Annotated in this window: 16 protein-coding genes; 7 read left to right on the plus strand and 9 right to left on the minus strand. The window is 70.9% G+C overall.

The features are described 5' to 3' along the window. Positions 1–72: 72 nt before the first annotated feature. From ACNS88_RS05230 to ACNS88_RS05270, 9 genes are read right to left on the minus strand one after another with little or no spacing between them, the layout of a single operon-like run. Complete coding sequence (locus tag ACNS88_RS05230; protein ID WP_435094965.1) at positions 73–1614, minus strand: cobyric acid synthase; 1542 nt, start codon at positions 1612–1614, stop codon at positions 73–75. A gap of 13 nt (positions 1615–1627) precedes the next feature. Further along, complete coding sequence (locus ACNS88_RS05235; RefSeq protein WP_435094597.1) at positions 1628–2359, minus strand: cob(I)yrinic acid a,c-diamide adenosyltransferase; 732 nt, start codon at positions 2357–2359, stop codon at positions 1628–1630. Beyond that, positions 2356–3093, minus strand: a complete 738-nt coding sequence (locus ACNS88_RS05240; RefSeq protein WP_435094599.1) for an adenosylcobinamide amidohydrolase — start codon at positions 3091–3093, stop codon at positions 2356–2358. The genes ACNS88_RS05235 and ACNS88_RS05240 overlap by 4 nt, the downstream gene beginning before the upstream one ends. Further along, a complete protein-coding gene (locus ACNS88_RS05245) occupies positions 3086–4150 on the minus strand; it encodes an aminotransferase class I/II-fold pyridoxal phosphate-dependent enzyme (RefSeq protein WP_435094601.1) in 1065 nt (354 codons plus the stop codon). The genes ACNS88_RS05240 and ACNS88_RS05245 overlap by 8 nt, the downstream gene beginning before the upstream one ends. Further along, a complete protein-coding gene (locus ACNS88_RS05250; protein ID WP_435094966.1) occupies positions 4147–4791 on the minus strand; it encodes an NTP transferase domain-containing protein in 645 nt (214 codons plus the stop codon). Before ACNS88_RS05250 ends, ACNS88_RS05245 begins: the two co-directional genes overlap by 4 nt. Further along, positions 4791–5564, minus strand: coding sequence for an adenosylcobinamide-GDP ribazoletransferase (gene cobS, locus ACNS88_RS05255; RefSeq protein ID WP_435094603.1), 774 nt, complete (start codon positions 5562–5564; stop codon positions 4791–4793). The genes ACNS88_RS05250 and cobS overlap by 1 nt, the downstream gene beginning before the upstream one ends. After that, positions 5555–6559 (minus strand): CobD/CbiB family cobalamin biosynthesis protein, encoded by a 1005-nt coding sequence (locus ACNS88_RS05260; protein WP_435094605.1) that lies wholly within the window; start codon positions 6557–6559, stop codon positions 5555–5557. The genes cobS and ACNS88_RS05260 overlap by 10 nt, the downstream gene beginning before the upstream one ends. Before the next feature lie 5 nt (positions 6560–6564). Then, entirely contained in the window at positions 6565–7884 is a 1320-nt protein-coding gene (locus ACNS88_RS05265) for a cobyrinic acid a,c-diamide synthase (RefSeq protein ID WP_435094607.1), read from the minus strand. Beyond that, positions 7881–8945: a nicotinate-nucleotide--dimethylbenzimidazole phosphoribosyltransferase gene (locus tag ACNS88_RS05270; RefSeq protein ID WP_435094609.1), complete on the minus strand. Its 1065-nt coding sequence runs from the start codon at positions 8943–8945 to the stop codon at positions 7881–7883. The genes ACNS88_RS05265 and ACNS88_RS05270 overlap by 4 nt, the downstream gene beginning before the upstream one ends. Before the next feature lie 276 nt (positions 8946–9221). On the opposite strand from ACNS88_RS05270, the gene ACNS88_RS05275 reads away from it, so the two are divergent. The 7 genes from ACNS88_RS05275 to ACNS88_RS05305 are packed head-to-tail and all read left to right on the plus strand — an operon-like array spanning position 9222 to position 16532. Continuing rightward, entirely contained in the window at positions 9222–10547 is a 1326-nt protein-coding gene (locus ACNS88_RS05275) for an ABC transporter substrate-binding protein (RefSeq protein WP_435094611.1), read from the plus strand. Between the two features lie 21 nt (positions 10548–10568). Beyond that, positions 10569–11462, plus strand: coding sequence for a branched-chain amino acid ABC transporter permease (locus tag ACNS88_RS05280; protein ID WP_435094613.1), 894 nt, complete (start codon positions 10569–10571; stop codon positions 11460–11462). Next, positions 11459–12622, plus strand: a complete 1164-nt coding sequence (locus tag ACNS88_RS05285) for a branched-chain amino acid ABC transporter permease (RefSeq protein ID WP_435094615.1) — start codon at positions 11459–11461, stop codon at positions 12620–12622. The genes ACNS88_RS05280 and ACNS88_RS05285 overlap by 4 nt, the downstream gene beginning before the upstream one ends. Beyond that, on the plus strand, positions 12619–13392 hold the full coding sequence (locus ACNS88_RS05290) for an ABC transporter ATP-binding protein (RefSeq protein ID WP_435094616.1): 774 nt from the start codon (positions 12619–12621) through the stop codon (positions 13390–13392). Before ACNS88_RS05285 ends, ACNS88_RS05290 begins: the two co-directional genes overlap by 4 nt. Then, on the plus strand, positions 13389–14102 hold the full coding sequence (locus ACNS88_RS05295) for an ABC transporter ATP-binding protein (RefSeq protein WP_435094617.1): 714 nt from the start codon (positions 13389–13391) through the stop codon (positions 14100–14102). Before ACNS88_RS05290 ends, ACNS88_RS05295 begins: the two co-directional genes overlap by 4 nt. Beyond that, the gene (locus ACNS88_RS05300) at positions 14095–15744 is read left to right on the plus strand and encodes a long-chain fatty acid--CoA ligase (RefSeq protein WP_435094618.1); all 1650 of its coding nucleotides are present in this window, start codon (positions 14095–14097) and stop codon (positions 15742–15744) included. Before ACNS88_RS05295 ends, ACNS88_RS05300 begins: the two co-directional genes overlap by 8 nt. Further along, positions 15741–16532: an SDR family NAD(P)-dependent oxidoreductase gene (locus ACNS88_RS05305; RefSeq protein WP_435094620.1), complete on the plus strand. Its 792-nt coding sequence runs from the start codon at positions 15741–15743 to the stop codon at positions 16530–16532. Before ACNS88_RS05300 ends, ACNS88_RS05305 begins: the two co-directional genes overlap by 4 nt. The last annotated feature ends 3 nt before the right edge of the window (positions 16533–16535 follow it).

A 16535-nucleotide genomic window follows, 5' to 3' on the forward strand; every position in this document is an offset into this window, starting at 1 on the left:
TTAAGAACAATATACCTTCCGGCACCGGGACGGGGCGTTCGGATCCCGATCCGGACCGTCGTGAAATTCCGCTCACCCCGAGTCGTCGAGCCCGACGACCGCGAGATCGACGTGGTCGGCGACGAGGTCGGCGGCGCGGTCGTACGGGGATCTCCCGTCGTCGTCCGCTCCTCCAGTGGAGCCCGACCGTCCCGTTGGCCGCGACGCGTCCGCAGTCGCGAAGACGGTCGTCACGAAGGCGTCGCGGACCGCCTCGTTCTCGAAGAGGCCGTGGAGGTACGTCCCCAGCGCCCGGTCGGTCGCCGCGCTCTCCGGACCCAGCGGCCGGGGCGTCCCCGCGGTCGGCGACGACCGGCCCATGTGGATCTCGTAGCCCGTGGCGGTCCCGGTCGCCCCGGACAGCGGACCGACGCCGTCGACTGATCGCGTCACGCGCTCGACGCGCTTGTCGGGCGAGAACTGCGTCTCGACCGGGAGGACACCGATACCGCCGACCGTCGACGCCGAGCCTGTGCCTTCGATGTCGGCGCCCGTGATCCGCTCACCGAGCAGCTGGTAGCCGCCGCAGATCCCGACGATCGGCCCCTCGAAACTGTGGATCGCGTCGTCGAGGCCCGCCTCCCGCAGCGCGAGCAGGTCGTCGACCGTGTTCTTCGAACCGGGTAGGACGACCGCGTCGGCGTCGGCGAGGGGGGCGTCGAGAGACGAGTCGAGCGGGACGTACGCCACCCGGACGCCCGGCTCGCGGGCGAGCGGCGCCAGGTCGGTGAAGTTCGAGATCCGGGGAAGCCGGGGGACCGCGATTCGGACCGTTTCCTCGCCTGCAACGTCGTCGTTCGCGCCGAGAACGCCTTCGTCACCGCCACTGTCTCCCGCGTCCGGCAGCGAGAGGCTGTCCTCGGCGGGGAGCCCGGGATCGTCGTGGGGGACGACGCCGACGATCGGGACGCCGGTTCGCGCTTCGATCTCGTCGATGCCAGGCTCTAGGAGGTCTGGGTCGCCGCGGAACTTGGTGATGACCGCGCCGGCGACGCGCTCGCGCACGTCGTCGGGGAGGAGTTCGAGGGTGCCGTAGAGACTCGCGAAGGCGCCGCCGCGCTCGATGTCGACCGCGATCAGGATCGCGGCGTCGGCGAATCGGGCGCACTCGACGTTGGCGAGATCGCGGTCGTGGAGGTTTATCTCGGCGATGCTCCCCGCTCCCTCCGCGACGATCACGTCGTGGTCGGCCGCCAGCCGACGGTGGGCCGCGACCGCCGCCTCCCGGGCCCGTTCCCAGTGCGACTCGTAGTACTCGCGGGCCGCGAAGTGGCCGACGGCCTCGCCGTCGATCACCAGTTGGCTCTCGCCGTCGCCGCGGGGCTTGAGCAGGACGGGATTCATGTCGGTCGTCGCCGGGACTCGGGCGGCCCGAGCCTGCACGTGCTGGGAGACGCCGATCTCGCCCCACTCGCCGTCGGGCGCGAGCGCGACCCGAGCGTTGTTGCTCATATTCTGCGCTTTAAAAGGCGCGACCGAGACGCCGCGACGCGCGAGGAGCCGACAGAGCCCGGCCGCGAGCGTGCTCTTGCCGGCGTGGCTCGCGGTGCCGGCGATCAGGACGGTGTCCGCTATCTCGCTCACGGCCTCAGTACTCCGTTCCTCGCCGGGCCCGGTGGCCGGCGTCGAACGGGTGTGCCACCTTGCGGACGTTCGTGATCAGGTCGGCCACGCCGTCGAGGTAGTCGGGCTCGGCGTGGCTCCCGGTGAGGACGAGTTCGAGATTTGTGGGCTTCGACTCCGCGAGCGCGACGATGTCCTCGGGGTCGACGAGCCCGCGGTCCGCGGCGTACAGCACCTCGTCGAGGATCAGCATGTGGACACCGTCGTCGGGGTCGCTGTCGAGGGGGAGGGGTTCGGTCAGGTCGGCCTCGGCGGCACCCGCGACGAGGCCCTTCGCGCGCTCGAACGCCGCGCTCGCCTTCGCCTCGTGTTCGTCGTCCGCGGAGCCGTCGAGGAGCCCGTGCCAGCCGTAGTGGCCGGCGTTCTCGTAGCTGAAGCCCGGCATCGCGGCGATCGCATTGTACTCGCCCCTGACGCCCTCGACGCTGTCGGCGCCGCCCTTCATGAACTGGAGCATGTGGACGCGGTAGCCGTGGCCCGCGGCCCGGAATCCCATCCCCATCGCCGCCGTCGTCTTCCCCTTTCCGTCGCCCCACCACGCCTGGACGAGCCCGAACTCCTCGGGCGCGGCCGGCTCGATGGGTTTTGGCTCGGGAGCCGCCCCGCCGCCGGGGGTGCGCGCGGCGGGGTCCTCGTCGGTCTCGGTCGGTGCTGTCGAGTTATCGGCGTCGTCGTGAGTGTCGTTGTCAGTTGTCATAGCTCGAAAACCTCCGCCCGGTCGTCGGCGACCACGCCGTGTTCGGCGTCCGCCGCCGGACCGGGGTACTCGCCGTCCGGGTACCGCGACCGCAGGCTCGCGCGGACCGCGTCTCGGACGCAGACGCGGGCCGCCGCGCCGACCGGCGTCGCGCTGCCCGAGAACGCCGCCGGCTCCCCGGTCGGGTCGTCGCCGACGACTACGGCGTCGCTCGTCGTTCCCGGAACGCCCGCCGTCGCGAGCAGCGTCGCCGCCTTCGCCTCGGCCGTGACCGCGACGAGGTTCGCCGCCGCGCCGTCCGCGAGGCGGCGAGTCGTGCCGACGATCAGGTTGACCGTGCCGGGTCGCCGGGGCGATTCTTCGGTCGACGCGTCGGGGTCGCGCCCCGAGTCGACCGCATCGCGCGTCGCTCCCGTCGGCTCCATCGGCAGCATCGCCGGGTTCGACAGGCCGACGGTCGCGTACGCGACGACCGGCCCGAGGCGGGCGCCGCGGGCGTGGGCCATCGAGACGCCGGTGAACAAGGTCGGCGGGGCCCCGTCGCTTATAAACCCCGCTCGCGTCAGTCGCTCGTCGCGGTACGCCCCGAGGTCGGTCCGGTCGAACCCTTCCGGCACCGAGACGTTGTAGACGGCGTCCGCCCGCGAGCGACCCCCGTCCCAGCCGGTCGAGAGCCAGCGCGTCTCGGGGCGGCACAGGCGGAGGACGCTCTCCCGCACGGTCGCGTCAAACATCTGTGCCTCCCAGCTCCCCGTCGCCCGTCGGTCCGTCGCCGACGCCCAACGCCGCGAGCAGCCGGTCGTTCTCTGCGGGCCGGCGCACCGCGACCCGGACGTGGGAGTCGAGCCCGCGGAAAGTGGTGGCGTCCCGGATCGCCACGCCGCGATCCCGAGCGTCCGCGACGACCCGCTCGACGGATCGCCCGCTCTCTCCCTCTCCCACGTCGAGTAACAGGAACGGCGCCTCGGAGGGGGTCACCTCGTAGCGCCCCCCGAGCGACGCGGCCATTCGCGCCCGCTCCGAGCGGACGCGCTCGCGGGTCCCGCTTATAAACTCCTCCTGTCGCATACAGTGCGCGCCGGTCGCCAACGCCGGGGCGCTCAGGTTCCAGGGCCGCCGTACTCGCTCCAGCGCGGCGCCGAACTCCCCCGTCGCGACCGCGAACCCCGTCCGGATCCCTGGGAGCCCGAACAGCTTCGTCAGCGACCGGGCGACGACGACGCCCTCGGTCCCCGCGAGCGAGGGACGGTCGGTGAACCCGCGGAACGCCTCGTCGACGAGCAGGGTGGTGTCGCTCGCTCGGCACCGCGCCGCGAAGCGCTCCAGCTCCCCGCGGTCGTAGTCGGTCCCCGTGGGGTTGTTCGGGGCGCAGACGACCGCGAGCGCGTGGTCGCCCGGGTCGGCGTCGAGGATCGCGTCGGCTTCCGCGAAGGCGGGATTCCCGCCCTGCAGGCGGACCTCGCGGGCGTACTCGCCGAAGCTCGGCGCCGGGAGCAGCGCGGTGTCGCCCGGGTCGACCGCGAGCGCGACCGCCGCCCTGATAGCGGCGAGCCCGCCCGGCGTCGGCACGACGGCGTCCGGGTCGCAGTCGACGTACTCGGCGGCGGCCTCGCGGAACGCCGCTGGCGGTTCGGTCGGGTACGACCGCGCGGCCGCGAACGCCTCGCGGTACGCCGCCTCGACGCCCGGCGGGACCTCGGGGTTGGTGTTCGCCGAGAAGTCCAGCAGGTCCGGGTCGTCGCTGCTCCCGTGCGGTTCGCGGTCGAGACTGAGCGCGGTGTCGAGGTTCATTGGTCGGGGTGGTGGTGTCCGGAGTCGCTTTCGAGCAGCCGTTCTGCGGTCCGCACGTCCGACGGGTAGTTGACGTTGACGGCGAGGCGGGCGTCGTCGGTGAGGTGGACGGCACCGGCGTCATCGTCCGCGGAGCCGTCGTTGTCTTCCGCCACTCCGCCGCCGACGACGTTGATCCCGGCGGGGACGACCTCGCGACCGTCGATCTCGGTCGTCGCGTCCGCGTTGACGCCCAGTTCGCGCTTGCGGGCCGCCGGCACGCAGACGGTGAGCGAGTCGCCGTCGGCGGCGCGGGCCGCGTCGAGGACCGCGTTCACCGCCGCGCCGTTTAAAAGCGGGAGGTCCGCCGCGACGGTGAGGAGGGAGGCTCCGCCCGCACCGACCGCCTCCATCGCGTACTGTAGGTCAGCGACGTAGCCGTTTCCGGGTGCCTCAACGACCGACAGCGACGGGGTATCGCTCGCCCGGTCCGCGAGGTGATCTCGCGTTCGCGTCGCGTGCGGAGAGACGACCGCGTGCGTCGCCTCGATCCGGCTCTCGGCGAGCGCGTCGAGTACCCGGTCGACCATCGGCCGCCCCGCGATCGCTCGGAGCGGCTTCTCCGTCTCGCCGCCGAGTCGGGTCCCGCGGCCGCCACACATCAGAAGCGCGTCCACGCGATCACCCCCGCGTGCAGCGCGGCGACCCGCGCGAGTTCGGTGGTCGCGCCCAGTACGTCGCCGGAGACGCCGCCGAGCCGGCGGCGGGCCCACCGGGCGACGAGCGCAGCCGTCGCCAGCGCGGCGAGGAGCGCGGTGAGGCCCGGCAGAATCCGCGGCCACGCGAGCAGGGCGACGGGCGCCGCCAGCGCGAGGACCGGAAGCGCCGCTCCGGGAGACGACTCGCCGGTCAGCGCGGCGCCGAGCCCCTCGTGGGGCGCGTCGCCGACGCAGACGAGCGTCGCCGTCGCGGTCTTCGCGCCGACCTCCGCGGCGACGACGAGTCCGACCGCGGTGAGTGGAACTCCTCCGCGGCCCGCGGTCGATCCGATCTCAACCAGTCCGAGCGCGGCGGTCGCCAGCCCGAACACGACCAGCACAAGCGCGACCGTCCCGCCGACGCCGAGCTGGGAGTCCTTCAGCACTCGCCGGCGCTCCTCGCGGTCACCGTGGACGACCGCCGCGTCGCCGAGGTCGGCCACGCCGTCGAGGTGGCCGATCCCGGTGACGGCGTAGACGGCGAGGACGAACGCGAGCGCGACCGTGGGGGCGGGCGCAGGGACGAGCAAAGAGAGGGAGACGAGCCCGCCGACGAGGTACCCGACGACCGGGAACGTCCACGGCGAGCGCGCGAACGCGGCCCACGCCGCCTCGTCGCGGCCGACCGGGATCCGGGTGAGAAAACCGAGCGCCCCGCGAAGCGCGGTCAAGACCATCCGACCACCCCCGCGGAGGTCGGGAGCCATCCCGCCGCGAGCAGCCACCCCACCGCCGCCAGCCACCCCGCTGCGAGCGCGAGCGCGACCCCAGCTGCGACGCCGACGAGCCGGACCGCCCGCTGCGCGTCGACGACGCTGGGCGGGCTCGCGTCCGGGTTGAGGACGTAGCGGCCGGGTTTCTCCAGTCGAACGTCGAGCGCGGCCGCGGCGGTCGCCATCGGCCACCCGGAGTTCGGCGACGCCGGCTCTCCCGCCCACGACGCGGCTCGGCGGTGCGCGTCGAGGGACCCAGCCGCGAGCGCCAGACACCCCGCCGTCGTGCGGGCCGGGACGAACATCGCGGCGTCGTCGAGACGCGCGCTCGCCCACCCGACCGGCTTCGAGCGGTAGCCGAGCATCGAGTCGAGCGTGTTGACGGCCTTCACCCAGACCGCGCCGGCGACCCCCGCGGCGAGCGGGAAGGCGACTTCGGTACCGCCGACCGCGATTCCGACCGCCGTCCCCAACGCAAACCCGCCGAGGGGCGCGACAAATCCGTCCGCGAGGTTCTCGGCCGCGCTCTCGACGGTCGCGCTCCGGAGGTCGGCCGGCGAGAGGTCCGTCGCGTCTCGGCCCGCGAGCGCGCGGATCGATTCACGGGCCGCGTCCGGATCCGTTTCCGTCAGATCGGCGACCTCGGCGGTCGTCGCCAGCAACATCCGGAGGCTGACGGTCGTGAAGAGTATCACGCCGGCGGCGAGGACAGGGAGTGCGGGGGAGGCAGGAAGAGCGAGGGAGACGACCGCGACGAGCCCGCCCGCGACCGCCGCGGCGGCGACCGGGAGCCCGACCGCGACCGCGACGCCGACGAGCCGCGGGCGCGACCACGACCGGTCGAACCGGCCGACGACCGACCCGAACAGCGCAACGGGGTGGATCCGGGCCGGCGGCTCTGCGACGGCGAGATCGAGCGCGACCGCGATCGCCAGCGCGGCGAGGGGAGCGACCGACATCGCGATCAGATCTCGTCGAGGAACGCGTCGAACGCCCCGCTTGCCGGGTGGACGTGGGCGTACGTTCCGAGCGTTCGGTGTTCGATCAGGCCGTCGCGGTCGCCGTCGATCCCGGCCCCGCGCTCGACGTCGAAGGCGAACCGGGCGTCGCTCGCGACCGCGGCGTCCGAGTAGTGGAACTCGTGGCCGCGCAGCGTCGTTCCCGTCGACGCCGTCGGCGCGTCTCGCGTCGCCCGCAGCTCGACGTGGTCGAGCGCTTGATACCGGTCGCGCATGCGCACGTCGGCCGGGAGGACGCCCGCCATCGCGTGGGTCTCGCCCTCGACCGTCGTCAGCGACTCGGCGAGCGCCATCAGTCCGCCGCACTCGCCGAATACGGGGGTCCCCTCGGCGGCCGCGCTCGCGATATCGTCGAGCGCCGGGCTCTCCGCGAGCTCCGCGGCGTGGAGCTCCGGGTAGCCGCCGGGGAGGTAGACGCCGTCGCAGGGCGGGAGGGGGTCGCCCGCGACCGGAGAGAACGACTCGACCGTCGCCCGCTCGCGCAGGCGTTCGATCGTCGCCGGATACGCGAACCGAAAGGCGTCGTCGCGGGCGACCGCGACGCAGGGGCGGTCGTCGTCGGTCGGTTCGACCGGTCGTCCCGTCCCGTTCGGCTCCGCCGCACCCGCCGGCTCCCGAGCGATGGCCGCCAGCCGCTGGGTCCGGAGCCCCTCCGCGGCCGCGTCGAGCGCGTCGTCGGGCACGGGGGACTCGTCGCCCATGTGGAGGCCGAGGTGGCGGTCGGGCACGTCGAGGTCGTCGTTCGGCGGGATCCGGCCGAAGTAGGCCATCTCGTCCGGGAGCGCCTCGCGGATCCCGTCGGCGTGGCGCCCGCCGTGCGCCCGCTGGGCGACCACCCCGGCCACGTCGATATCGCGCCCGATCCGGGCGGCGTACGCCCGGAACCCGAGCGCGGTCGCCGCCACGCTCTCCATCCCGGCGCTCGCGTCGACCACGAACACGACCGGGAGATCGAGCGCCTCGGCGACCGCGGCCGTGCTCGACTCGTCGCCGTCGTACAGTCCCATCACGCCCTCGACGACGCAGACGTCGCCCTCGCCGCGGGCGTAGTTCCGGCGGAGCCCGTCCGCGCCCTGCAGCCACAGGTCGAGCGTGCGCGAGGGGCGCCCCGCCACGCGCTCGTGGTGGCTCGGGTCGATGAAGTCGGGGCCGGCCTTCGCCGGCTGGACGGCGTGGCCGGCGTTTTCCAGCGCCCGGATCGCCGCGAGGGTCGCAACCGTCTTGCCGACGCCGGAGGCGGTACCGCCGAGGACGAAGCCCTTCATGTCGGGGACTCCCGCTCGGCCAGCAGGCGGTCGGTGAGCGCCGCGATCCGCTCGCGAACGTCGCTCGCGGGGACGCCGGCGCGCTCGGAGAGCGCCAGCGCGCCGCCCATCCCGACGCCCTCTTTCGCCTCGCCGCGGGCATACGCCGCCATCGCCGGGTGGTCGCTCTCGTCGAAGGCCGGGTCGGTCGCGGCGAGCGCCAGCCCGAGGTCGTCCGCGAGCGCGCTCACGTCGGCAGAGGGGTCGTCGGCGACGAACGAGGTCGTCGCGAGCGGGAGCCGGTCCTCCACGCCCGCGTGCCGGGCGAGCGCGGCGACCGTCGCCAGCTGGGTGCCGCCCGCGAGCGTGACCGGCACCCCGCGCTCGACCGCGCCGACCACGAGGCCGGCGGCCGCGGCGAGTACGGGGTCGCCCATCAGCCGGAGCGCGTCGAGCGGATCGCCGGCCGCGTCGCCGGCGGCGAGTCCACTCGCGCCCAGCCCCTCGTCGACGACCGCGCGCTTGGTCCCGAGGGGGTTCGCCGGCAGCGACGAGGAGACCGCCGGTCGCTCGCCGAGCGCGGTGAGGGCGCCGAGCGCGGTCGTCGTGCCGCCGGGAATCGTCTCGGCGACGAGGAGTTCTCGGTCGACGTCGTCGTCGTCGCCGTCGGAAGCGTCGGTTCGACCCTCGACGATCTCCGGCACCAGCCCGCGCGCCCGCTTAAAAATCGCTGCCGCGTCCGGGACGGGCACCGGGTCGCGCACGTCGCCGCCGGGCGCGGCGCCCGCGTCGAGGATCGACGCCTCCGTCGGCGTCGTCGGGACCACGAGTCCGGCGTCGATACCGACGAAGTCGAACCCGACGAGCTCGCGTACGGCCCGGGTGACGACCGCGGGGGTCGGACAGCCCGAGGGGCTGACCGGGACGGCCGAGTCGGGGGCCGGCCGACCGTCGGCGACGATCTCGAGATCGGCGCTCGGGGTGTGTTTCCGCAGCTCAGGATCCGCGCCCGCGGCGCTGATCCCGTCGATCGCGGCGGTCGCGGTCGTCCCTGCGACGACCGCGAGCGTTACGTCGGTCACGCCGCACCCCCTCGTCGCCCCGATCGGCGAAGTACTCGGTCGAGGTTCTGCGCCGGTCGATCGCGTCCGTCGCCCGTCCGGTCGATAACAACCACTAGCGGTTGATTAGCACAAGTCGACTTTAATCGATCGGGATCCGGGCTCGCTGGACGTTGAGGCCCGACGGCACAGCCGTGACACAGCGAGTGACGGCTAGCCGACGTTCGAGGGCACTGAAACGCGTGTGATTGACCTGCATATTTATATGGAGTGGACACTCACGGATAATCGTTAACAATGGTAACTGGAAGTCCGAATGTCGAAAACAAGCGAAACCGAAGTGGGGCTGTAGAGTCGAGTTCGGAAAGCCGACTACCGATCGGTCGACGACGATTCCTGCAGGCCGCCGGCGCCGGTGCGGCAGTCTCGTTGGCGGGTTGCTCGGGCGGGAGCGGCGACGACGGGCCGGTGACGCTAGGCGCAACGTACATCCTCTCCGGGTTCGCCTCGCTGTACGGCGAGGCGGCCGAGCAGGGCCTCGAGATGGCCCAGTCGGAGATCAACGACAACGGCGGCATCGACGGGCGCGACGTGGAGGTGATCGTCCGGGACACCGAGGCGAGCGCCGACACGGCGATCCAGCAGCTGCGGAGCCTCGTCGAGGAGGACGACGTCGACGGGCTGTTCGGGCTCGACTCCAGCGGCGTCGCGCAGGCCGTCGCGCCGCAGGTGGCACAGCTCCAGATGCCGTTCATGATCACGCACGCGGCGACGCCGTTCGTGACCTCGCCCGAAGGCGAACACGAGAACTCCGTCGGCAACGAGTACGTGTTCCGAGACTCCAACAGCCTCACGCAGGACATCTACGGGGCCGCACGGACAGCGGCCGACCTCGACGCCACGGAGTGGGCGACGATCGGTCCCGACTACGCGTTCGGCTACGAGACGTGGGACTACTTCCAGGAGTTCTGTGCGGGTCTCGGTGTCGACGCCGAGTTCACGGCCGAGCAGTTCCCGCCGCTGACGACGGGCGACTACACGCCGTACATCAGCTCGATCCTCGACGCCGAGCCGGACGCCGTGATCACGCCGCTGTGGGGCGCCGACCTCACCACGTTTATCGGACAGGCGGAGGACGCGGGCTGGTTCGACCAGATCGACCACACGCTGTTCAGCGTCGGGATGGGGACCGACCTCGCGAGCGACGGAAACCCGCTCCCGGAGGGCGAGTACGCCTCGACGCGGTACGACCCGTTCGTCCCCGACACCGAGGCGAACAACGAGTTCCGCGACGCGTACTACGAGGAGTACGACACGCTCCCCACGTACAACGCCGAGGGCGCGTACCGCGCCGTCTACCTGTACAAGGAGGCCATCGAGTCGGCCGGGAGCACCGAAGCCGACGCACTCGTCGAGGAGTTCACCGGGATGGAGTACTCCGGTCCGGTCGGCGACTACCAGTTCAGCGAGACGAATCAGGCGACGGTGTCGTCCATCTGGGGGACCGTCTCGTACGACGAGGAGTGGGAGAGCAACGTGCTCGACCCCGTGAACAGGTACGATGCCGGTCCCGACGAGCTGGAGGAGGCGCTCGGCGACTCCGACCTCCCGGCGGGCATCTAACCGGTCCCCGACGTGTTTTCCATGAGCCTATCGTCTCTCGTTCCACTGATCGGCGTCGCCGACGTCGTCATCGGGCTGAGCCTCGGCAGTCGGCTCTTCCTGATCGCCGTCGGACTGAGTCTCATCTTCGGCGTGCTCGGCGTCCTCAACTTCGCGCACGGCGGCTTCTACATGCTCGGCGCGTACGTCACCCTCGCCGTCGTGACGAACGTCGTCGACAACTTCTGGCTCGCCGTCGTCGTCGGCGCCCTCGCGGTGGGGGTCGTCGGTGCCGCCATCGAGTTCGCGGTGATCCGACCGCTGTACGACCGAGCCGACGCCGATCTCGACCAGCTTATCGTCACGTTCGGATTCGTGCTCATCATTCACGAGACGGTCCGGTTCATCTGGGGATCGGGGTCGTACTCGGTGGACCCGCCCGCCCTGTTCGACTTCTCGGTCTCGCTCGGCGGGAGCACCTTCGGCGCGTACCGGTTAGTGGTCATCGGCCTCGCAGTCGCGGTGTTGATCGGCCTCTGGCTGTTTATCACCCGAACGTACTTCGGCTCGCTGGTACGGGGCACCTCCTCGGATCGGGAGATGGCGTCGATGCTCGGCGTCGACGTGCCGCGCCTGTACACCGGGGTCTTCTTCCTCGGGAGCGTGCTGGCCGGGCTCGGCGGCGCGCTGTCCTCGCCGCTGCAGTCGACCAGTCCGGCGCTCGGCGATCAGGTAATCATCGATGCGTTCATCGTCGTCGTCATCGGCGGGCTCGGCTCCATGAGCGGGGCGTTCGTCGGCGCGATGCTCATCGGTATGATGCAGAGTCTCGGGCCGCAGTTCATCAGCGCCGGCAGCATCGCGATCCCGTTTCTCGCGATGGTGATCGTGTTGCTGTTCCGTCCTGAGGGACTCTTCGGGGGGCTCGGCGAATGAGCGCATCGACGGACACCGGCGGCCGCGTCCGCGAGTTCGGCTCGGCCGTCGCCGACGGCTGGACCCGCGAGCGGTTCGGGGTCCTCGCCGCGCTCGGCCTGGTCCTGTTGGCGTTCGGGCCGTCCTTCCAGGTCTACCTGTTCACCGACTTCCTCGTCGTGGCGCTGTTCGCGCTCGGATTCAACCTGCTGTACGGCTACACCGGCCTGCTGTCGTTCGGCCACGGCCTGTTCTACGCGGGCGGTGCGTACGGGGTCGCCATCGTGTTGCGAGACCTGAGCCCGGTGATCGCGGACGTCGTCGGGTCCGGAATCTCCCCGCTCGTCACGTTCGTTGTCGGCGGCGCCGTCGGCCTGGCGCTCGTCGTGGTCATCGCGGTGCCGGTCGGGTGGCTCAGCGTTCGGTTGGAGGAGATTTACTTCGCGTTGATCACGCTCGCGTTCGGGATGTTGGGCTACTCGCTGATTATCCAGGACCCGGCGGGACTGACGAACGGGACCGACGGGATCATCGTCCTGCTGGGGAGCGTCGACATCGGCGGCGGGAGCTTCCGAATCGGCGCTCGTCGGACGTACTACGCGCTCACCGTCGTCGTCGTGCTCGCCGCGACGTACGGAACGTGGCGCGTCGTCAACTCCCCGTTCGGGACCGTCTGCAAGGCGATACGTGAGAGCCCCGACCGGGCGTCGGCGCTCGGCGTCGACGTCAGACACCACCGCTGGATGACGTTTATCGTCTCGGCGGCGGTAGTCGGGATCGCCGGCGTGTTGCGAGCGGGGCTCGCGAGCGTCGCGTCCCCGGGGCTGACGCACTGGTCGACCAGCGCGGTCGCCGTCATCGCCACCGTGATCGGCGGGGCGACGTACTTTTCCGGCCCGATCGTGGGCGCGTTCATCTTCCTGTACATCCGCTGGGGAATCAGCCGCTTCCCGGCGCTCGACGCGTACTGGGAGCTGTTCTTCGGTGCGCTGCTCATCGCCGTCGTATTGTACTTCAAGCAGGGAACCGTCGGCGGGCTCCTGCTGCTTCGCGACCGACTGCTCGGAGACGGCGAGGAGACGGGTACCGGCGACGGCCCCGCCGGCGGCGATTCCGGCGGTGGGGAAGCGACTGCACCGACCGACGACGACACGCAGACCGACCGCGGTGATGACTTGTGACGACCGTCCTCAAAACCGAAGACCTCCGCAAACAGTTCGGCGAACTGACCGCTGTCGACGGCGTTTCGATCGAGATCGACGACAGCGAGATCACCAGCATCATCGGCCCGAACGGGGCCGGAAAGACCACGTTCTACAACCTGTTGACCGGCGTGCTCCAGCCGACCGGGGGGTCGATCTGGCTCCGGAACGACGACGAGGGCGGCCTCGCCGACATCACCGACGCGGAGCCGCACGAAGTCGCGCAGGCCGGGCTCTCGCGCTCGTACCAGATAACGAATATCTTCGAGGGGCTCACGGTCCGCGAGAACGTCCGGGTCGCCCGGATCAGCCACGAGGGGACGCGACTCGACTTCCGATCGCGGGCGACCGGCGACGAAGCGCTCGAAGCCGACATCGAGGAGCTGTTGGAGCTGACGGGACTCTCCGACATCGCGGACACGCCGTGCGACACGCTGAGTCACGGCGAGAAGCGGACCGTCGAGATCGCCTTGGCGCTCGCCATCGAACCGAACGTCTTCCTGATGGACGAGCCGACCGCGGGGATGAATCCGACGGAGGTCACCGAGATCGTGTCGCTGATCCGCGAGCTCAACGCGGACCTAGACGCCACGTTCGTCGTGACCGAACACAACATGGACGTCGTCACCGACATCTCCGACCGGATCGTCGTGCTCGCCGAGGGGGCGATCCTCGCCGACGGGACGCCGGAAGACGTGTTGACGGACGATCGCGTGACCGAGGCGTACTTGGGGAGTGATAGCGTATGACGATACTCGACGTCGACGACATCGACACGTACTACGGGAACAGCCACGTCCTTCACGGGATCTCACTCGAGATCGACGAGGGCGAGGTGGTGACGCTGCTCGGGCGCAACGGCGCCGGGAAAACGACGACGATGCGCTCTATCGTGGGCGCGTCGCCGCCGCGGTCCGGGTCGGTCACGTACCGCGGCGAGGAGATCGCGGGCAAGTCGCCCGACGAGATCAACAAACTCGGCATCTCGCTCGTCCCGGAGGACAGACGGGTGTTTCCCACCCTGACCGTCCACGAGAATCTCCGGCTCGCGCACAACCTCGCGAGCGACCCCCGTCCGGTCGAGGAGATGTACGGGCTGTTTCCCGCGCTCGATTCGCTGCGGAAGAGCGACGGGCAGAACCTCAGCGGCGGCGAACAGCAGATGGTGTCGGTCGCCCGGGCGCTGGTACAGGCCCCCGATGTGCTCCTCTTAGACGAGCCCACCGAGGGGCTCGCACCGGTCATCGTCGACGACCTCCGGGAGATCGTCCAGACGGTCGTCGACGAGAACGTGACCGTGCTGTTGACCGAACAGAACGTGGACTTCGCGTTCGATCTCGCTGAGCGAGGCTACATCATGGACACCGGACAGATCGTGTTCGACGGCACCGTCGAGGAGATCCGCGACCGCGAGGATCTCCTCGAAACGTACCTCTCCGTGGGGACCGCAGATGTCTGAGGAGCTCACGCTCCGTCCGTTCTTCTGGCGAGCGACCCGGCTGTTCCCGGAGACGGAGGTCGTCTCGCGGACCCACGACGGCGTCGACCGATACACGTACGCCGACTTCGGCGACCGCGTCCGGCGGCTCGCGGGCGCGCTCGCGGAGCTTGGCGTCGAGCCCGGTGACCGAGTCGGAACGCTCGGGTGGAACACCCACCGCCATTTCGAGGCGTACTACGCGGTCCCCCTTTCCGGCGCCCAGCTCCACACGGTGAATCTCCTCTTACAGGACGATTACGTCGAACACATCGTCAACGACGCCGCGGACGACGTGCTGATCGTCGACCGGGACGCCGTGTCGACGCTCGACCAGCTGTGGGACCGGATCGACGGCGTCCGCGAGGTCGTCGTCATGGACGACTCGGTGCCGGAGACGGAGTCCGACCTGCCGCTGTCGGCGTTCGAAGAGCTGATCGTGGACGCCGATCCGATGGAGTCGTGGCCGCCGCTCTCCGAGGACGACCCGGCCGGGATGTGTTACACCTCTGGCACCACGGGGAAGCCGAAGGGCGTCGAATACACCCACAAGATGATCTACGCCCACGCGATAATGGTGATGACCCCCGCCGCGCTGGATATCGCCGAGGACGACGTGGTCATGCCCGTCGTCCCCATGTTCCACGTGAACTCGTGGGAGTTCCCGTACGCCGTGACGATGGCGGGTGCGAAGCAGGTGTATCCGGGGCCGTCGCCAGACCCGGCCGACCTCGTCGAGCTGATCGAGTCGGAGAGCGTGACGCTCACCGCGGGCGTCCCCACCGTCTGGATCGACGTGCTGGATTACCTCGACGAACACGGCGGCGACCTCTCCTCGCTGGAGCGGATCGTCGTCGGCGGGAGCGCGGCGCCCCGGGAAGTGATGCGTCGCTACGAGGACGAACACGACGTGACGATCGAACACGCGTGGGGGATGACCGAGACGATGAGCATCGGCTCCGTCTCCCGGCCGACCTCCGGGATGACCGACACCGACCGCGAAGCGAAGCTCGCCAAGCGGGCGAAACAGGGGCTGCTCTCTCCCGGCCTAGAGATGCGGGTCGTCGACGACGACGACGACCCGGTCGCCTGGGACGGCGAGGCGTTCGGCGAGCTGCTCGTCCGGGGGCCCACGGTCGTCGAAGAGTACTACGACCGCCCAGAGGCCGACGCGACGGACTTCGTCGAGGCCGACGACGGCGGGGCCCGGTGGCTCCGCACCGGCGACATCGCCACCGTCGACGAAGACGGGTACATGGAGGTCGTCGACCGCGTCAAGGACGTGATCAAGTCGGGCGGCGAGTGGATCTCCAGCATCGAGCTGGAGAACGCGCTGATGGCGCACGAGGACGTCGCCGAGGCGGTCGTGATCGCGGCCGCCCACGAACGCTGGCAGGAGCGGCCGCTGGCGTTCGTCGTGCCGAAAGCGGGCCGCGAACTCGACGTCGAGGGCATCCGGGCGTTCCTCGCCGACGAGTTCCCGCGGTGGTGGCTCCCGGACGACGTGCGGTTCCGCGAAGAGATCCCGAAGACCGCGACCGGGAAGTTCGACAAGAAGACACTCCGAGAGACCGTCGAGGAGCCGAAACTGCCGTACGCGCCGGGTGAAGGAGGCGGAGAATGACTGACGGCACCTCCCTGACGCCGGACGACGCCCTGCCGGACCTCTCCGGGCGGGTCGCCGTCGTCACCGGCGGCGGTCGGGGAATCGGGCGGGCGATAGCGCTCGGGATGGCCGCCGCGGGGGCGACGGTCGTGCCCTCGGCGCGGACCGCGGCGGAAGTCGAAGCCGTCGCCGCCGAGGCCCGCGATCTCGGCGTCGAAGCGCGCGGGATCACCGCCGACGTGACCGAGGACGACGACGTGGACGCGCTCGTCGAGGAGACCGTCGAGGCGTTCGGCTCGCTGGACGTGCTCGTCAACAACGCCGGATTCAACCCCGGCGGCGCGCTCGGCGACCCGAGCGAGGTCGAGAGCGACGCCGTCGACGACGTGCTCGACGTGAACCTGCGGGGGGCGTTCCGGACCCTCCGGGCCGCCGGTCCGCACCTGCAAGAGTCCGGGGGGAGCGTCGTCAACGTCGCCAGCGTGGCGGGGGTCGTCGGCCTCCCGAAACAGCACCCGTACGTCGCCTCGAAACACGGCCTCGTCGGGTTGACCAAGAGCGCAGCGATGGACTGGGCGCCGGACGTGAGGGTGAACGCGGTCGCGCCGGGCTACGTCGCGACTGACCTCACGGAGACGCTGCAGGAAAACGAGCGACTTCGGCAGTCGATCCTCGACCGGACGCCGCTCGACCGCTTCGCCGATCCGATGGAGATCGCGGGACCGGCCGTCTTCCTCGCCAGCGACGCGGCGAATTTTGTCACCGGCGAGACGCTCGCCGCCGACGGCGGCTGGACGGCGCGGTAAGCC

It is taken from the genome of Halorubrum shenae (assembly GCF_051194165.1).
Classification (GTDB): Archaea; Halobacteriota; Halobacteria; order Halobacteriales; family Haloferacaceae; genus Halorubrum.

Bases quoted from the DNA above. Each gene is read 5' to 3' on its own strand.
- ACNS88_RS05235 (WP_435094597.1), bottom strand. From the start codon at position 2,359: ATGACAACTGACAACGACACTCACGACGACGCCGATAACTCGACAGCA.
- ACNS88_RS05240 (WP_435094599.1), bottom strand. From the start codon at position 3,093: ATGTTTGACGCGACCGTGCGGGAGAGCGTCCTCCGCCTGTGCCGCCCC.
- ACNS88_RS05245 (WP_435094601.1), bottom strand. From the start codon at position 4,150: ATGAACCTCGACACCGCGCTCAGTCTCGACCGCGAACCGCACGGGAGC.
- ACNS88_RS05250 (WP_435094966.1), bottom strand. From the start codon at position 4,791: ATGTGTGGCGGCCGCGGGACCCGACTCGGCGGCGAGACGGAGAAGCCG.
- cobS (WP_435094603.1), bottom strand. From the start codon at position 5,564: ATGGTCTTGACCGCGCTTCGCGGGGCGCTCGGTTTTCTCACCCGGATC.
- ACNS88_RS05260 (WP_435094605.1), bottom strand. From the start codon at position 6,559: ATGTCGGTCGCTCCCCTCGCCGCGCTGGCGATCGCGGTCGCGCTCGAT.
- ACNS88_RS05265 (WP_435094607.1), bottom strand. From the start codon at position 7,884: ATGAAGGGCTTCGTCCTCGGCGGTACCGCCTCCGGCGTCGGCAAGACG.
- ACNS88_RS05275 (WP_435094611.1), top strand. From the start codon at position 9,222: ATGGTAACTGGAAGTCCGAATGTCGAAAACAAGCGAAACCGAAGTGGG.
- ACNS88_RS05280 (WP_435094613.1), top strand. From the start codon at position 10,569: ATGAGCCTATCGTCTCTCGTTCCACTGATCGGCGTCGCCGACGTCGTC.
- ACNS88_RS05285 (WP_435094615.1), top strand. From the start codon at position 11,459: ATGAGCGCATCGACGGACACCGGCGGCCGCGTCCGCGAGTTCGGCTCG.
- ACNS88_RS05295 (WP_435094617.1), top strand. From the start codon at position 13,389: ATGACGATACTCGACGTCGACGACATCGACACGTACTACGGGAACAGC.
- ACNS88_RS05300 (WP_435094618.1), top strand. From the start codon at position 14,095: ATGTCTGAGGAGCTCACGCTCCGTCCGTTCTTCTGGCGAGCGACCCGG.
- ACNS88_RS05305 (WP_435094620.1), top strand. From the start codon at position 15,741: ATGACTGACGGCACCTCCCTGACGCCGGACGACGCCCTGCCGGACCTC.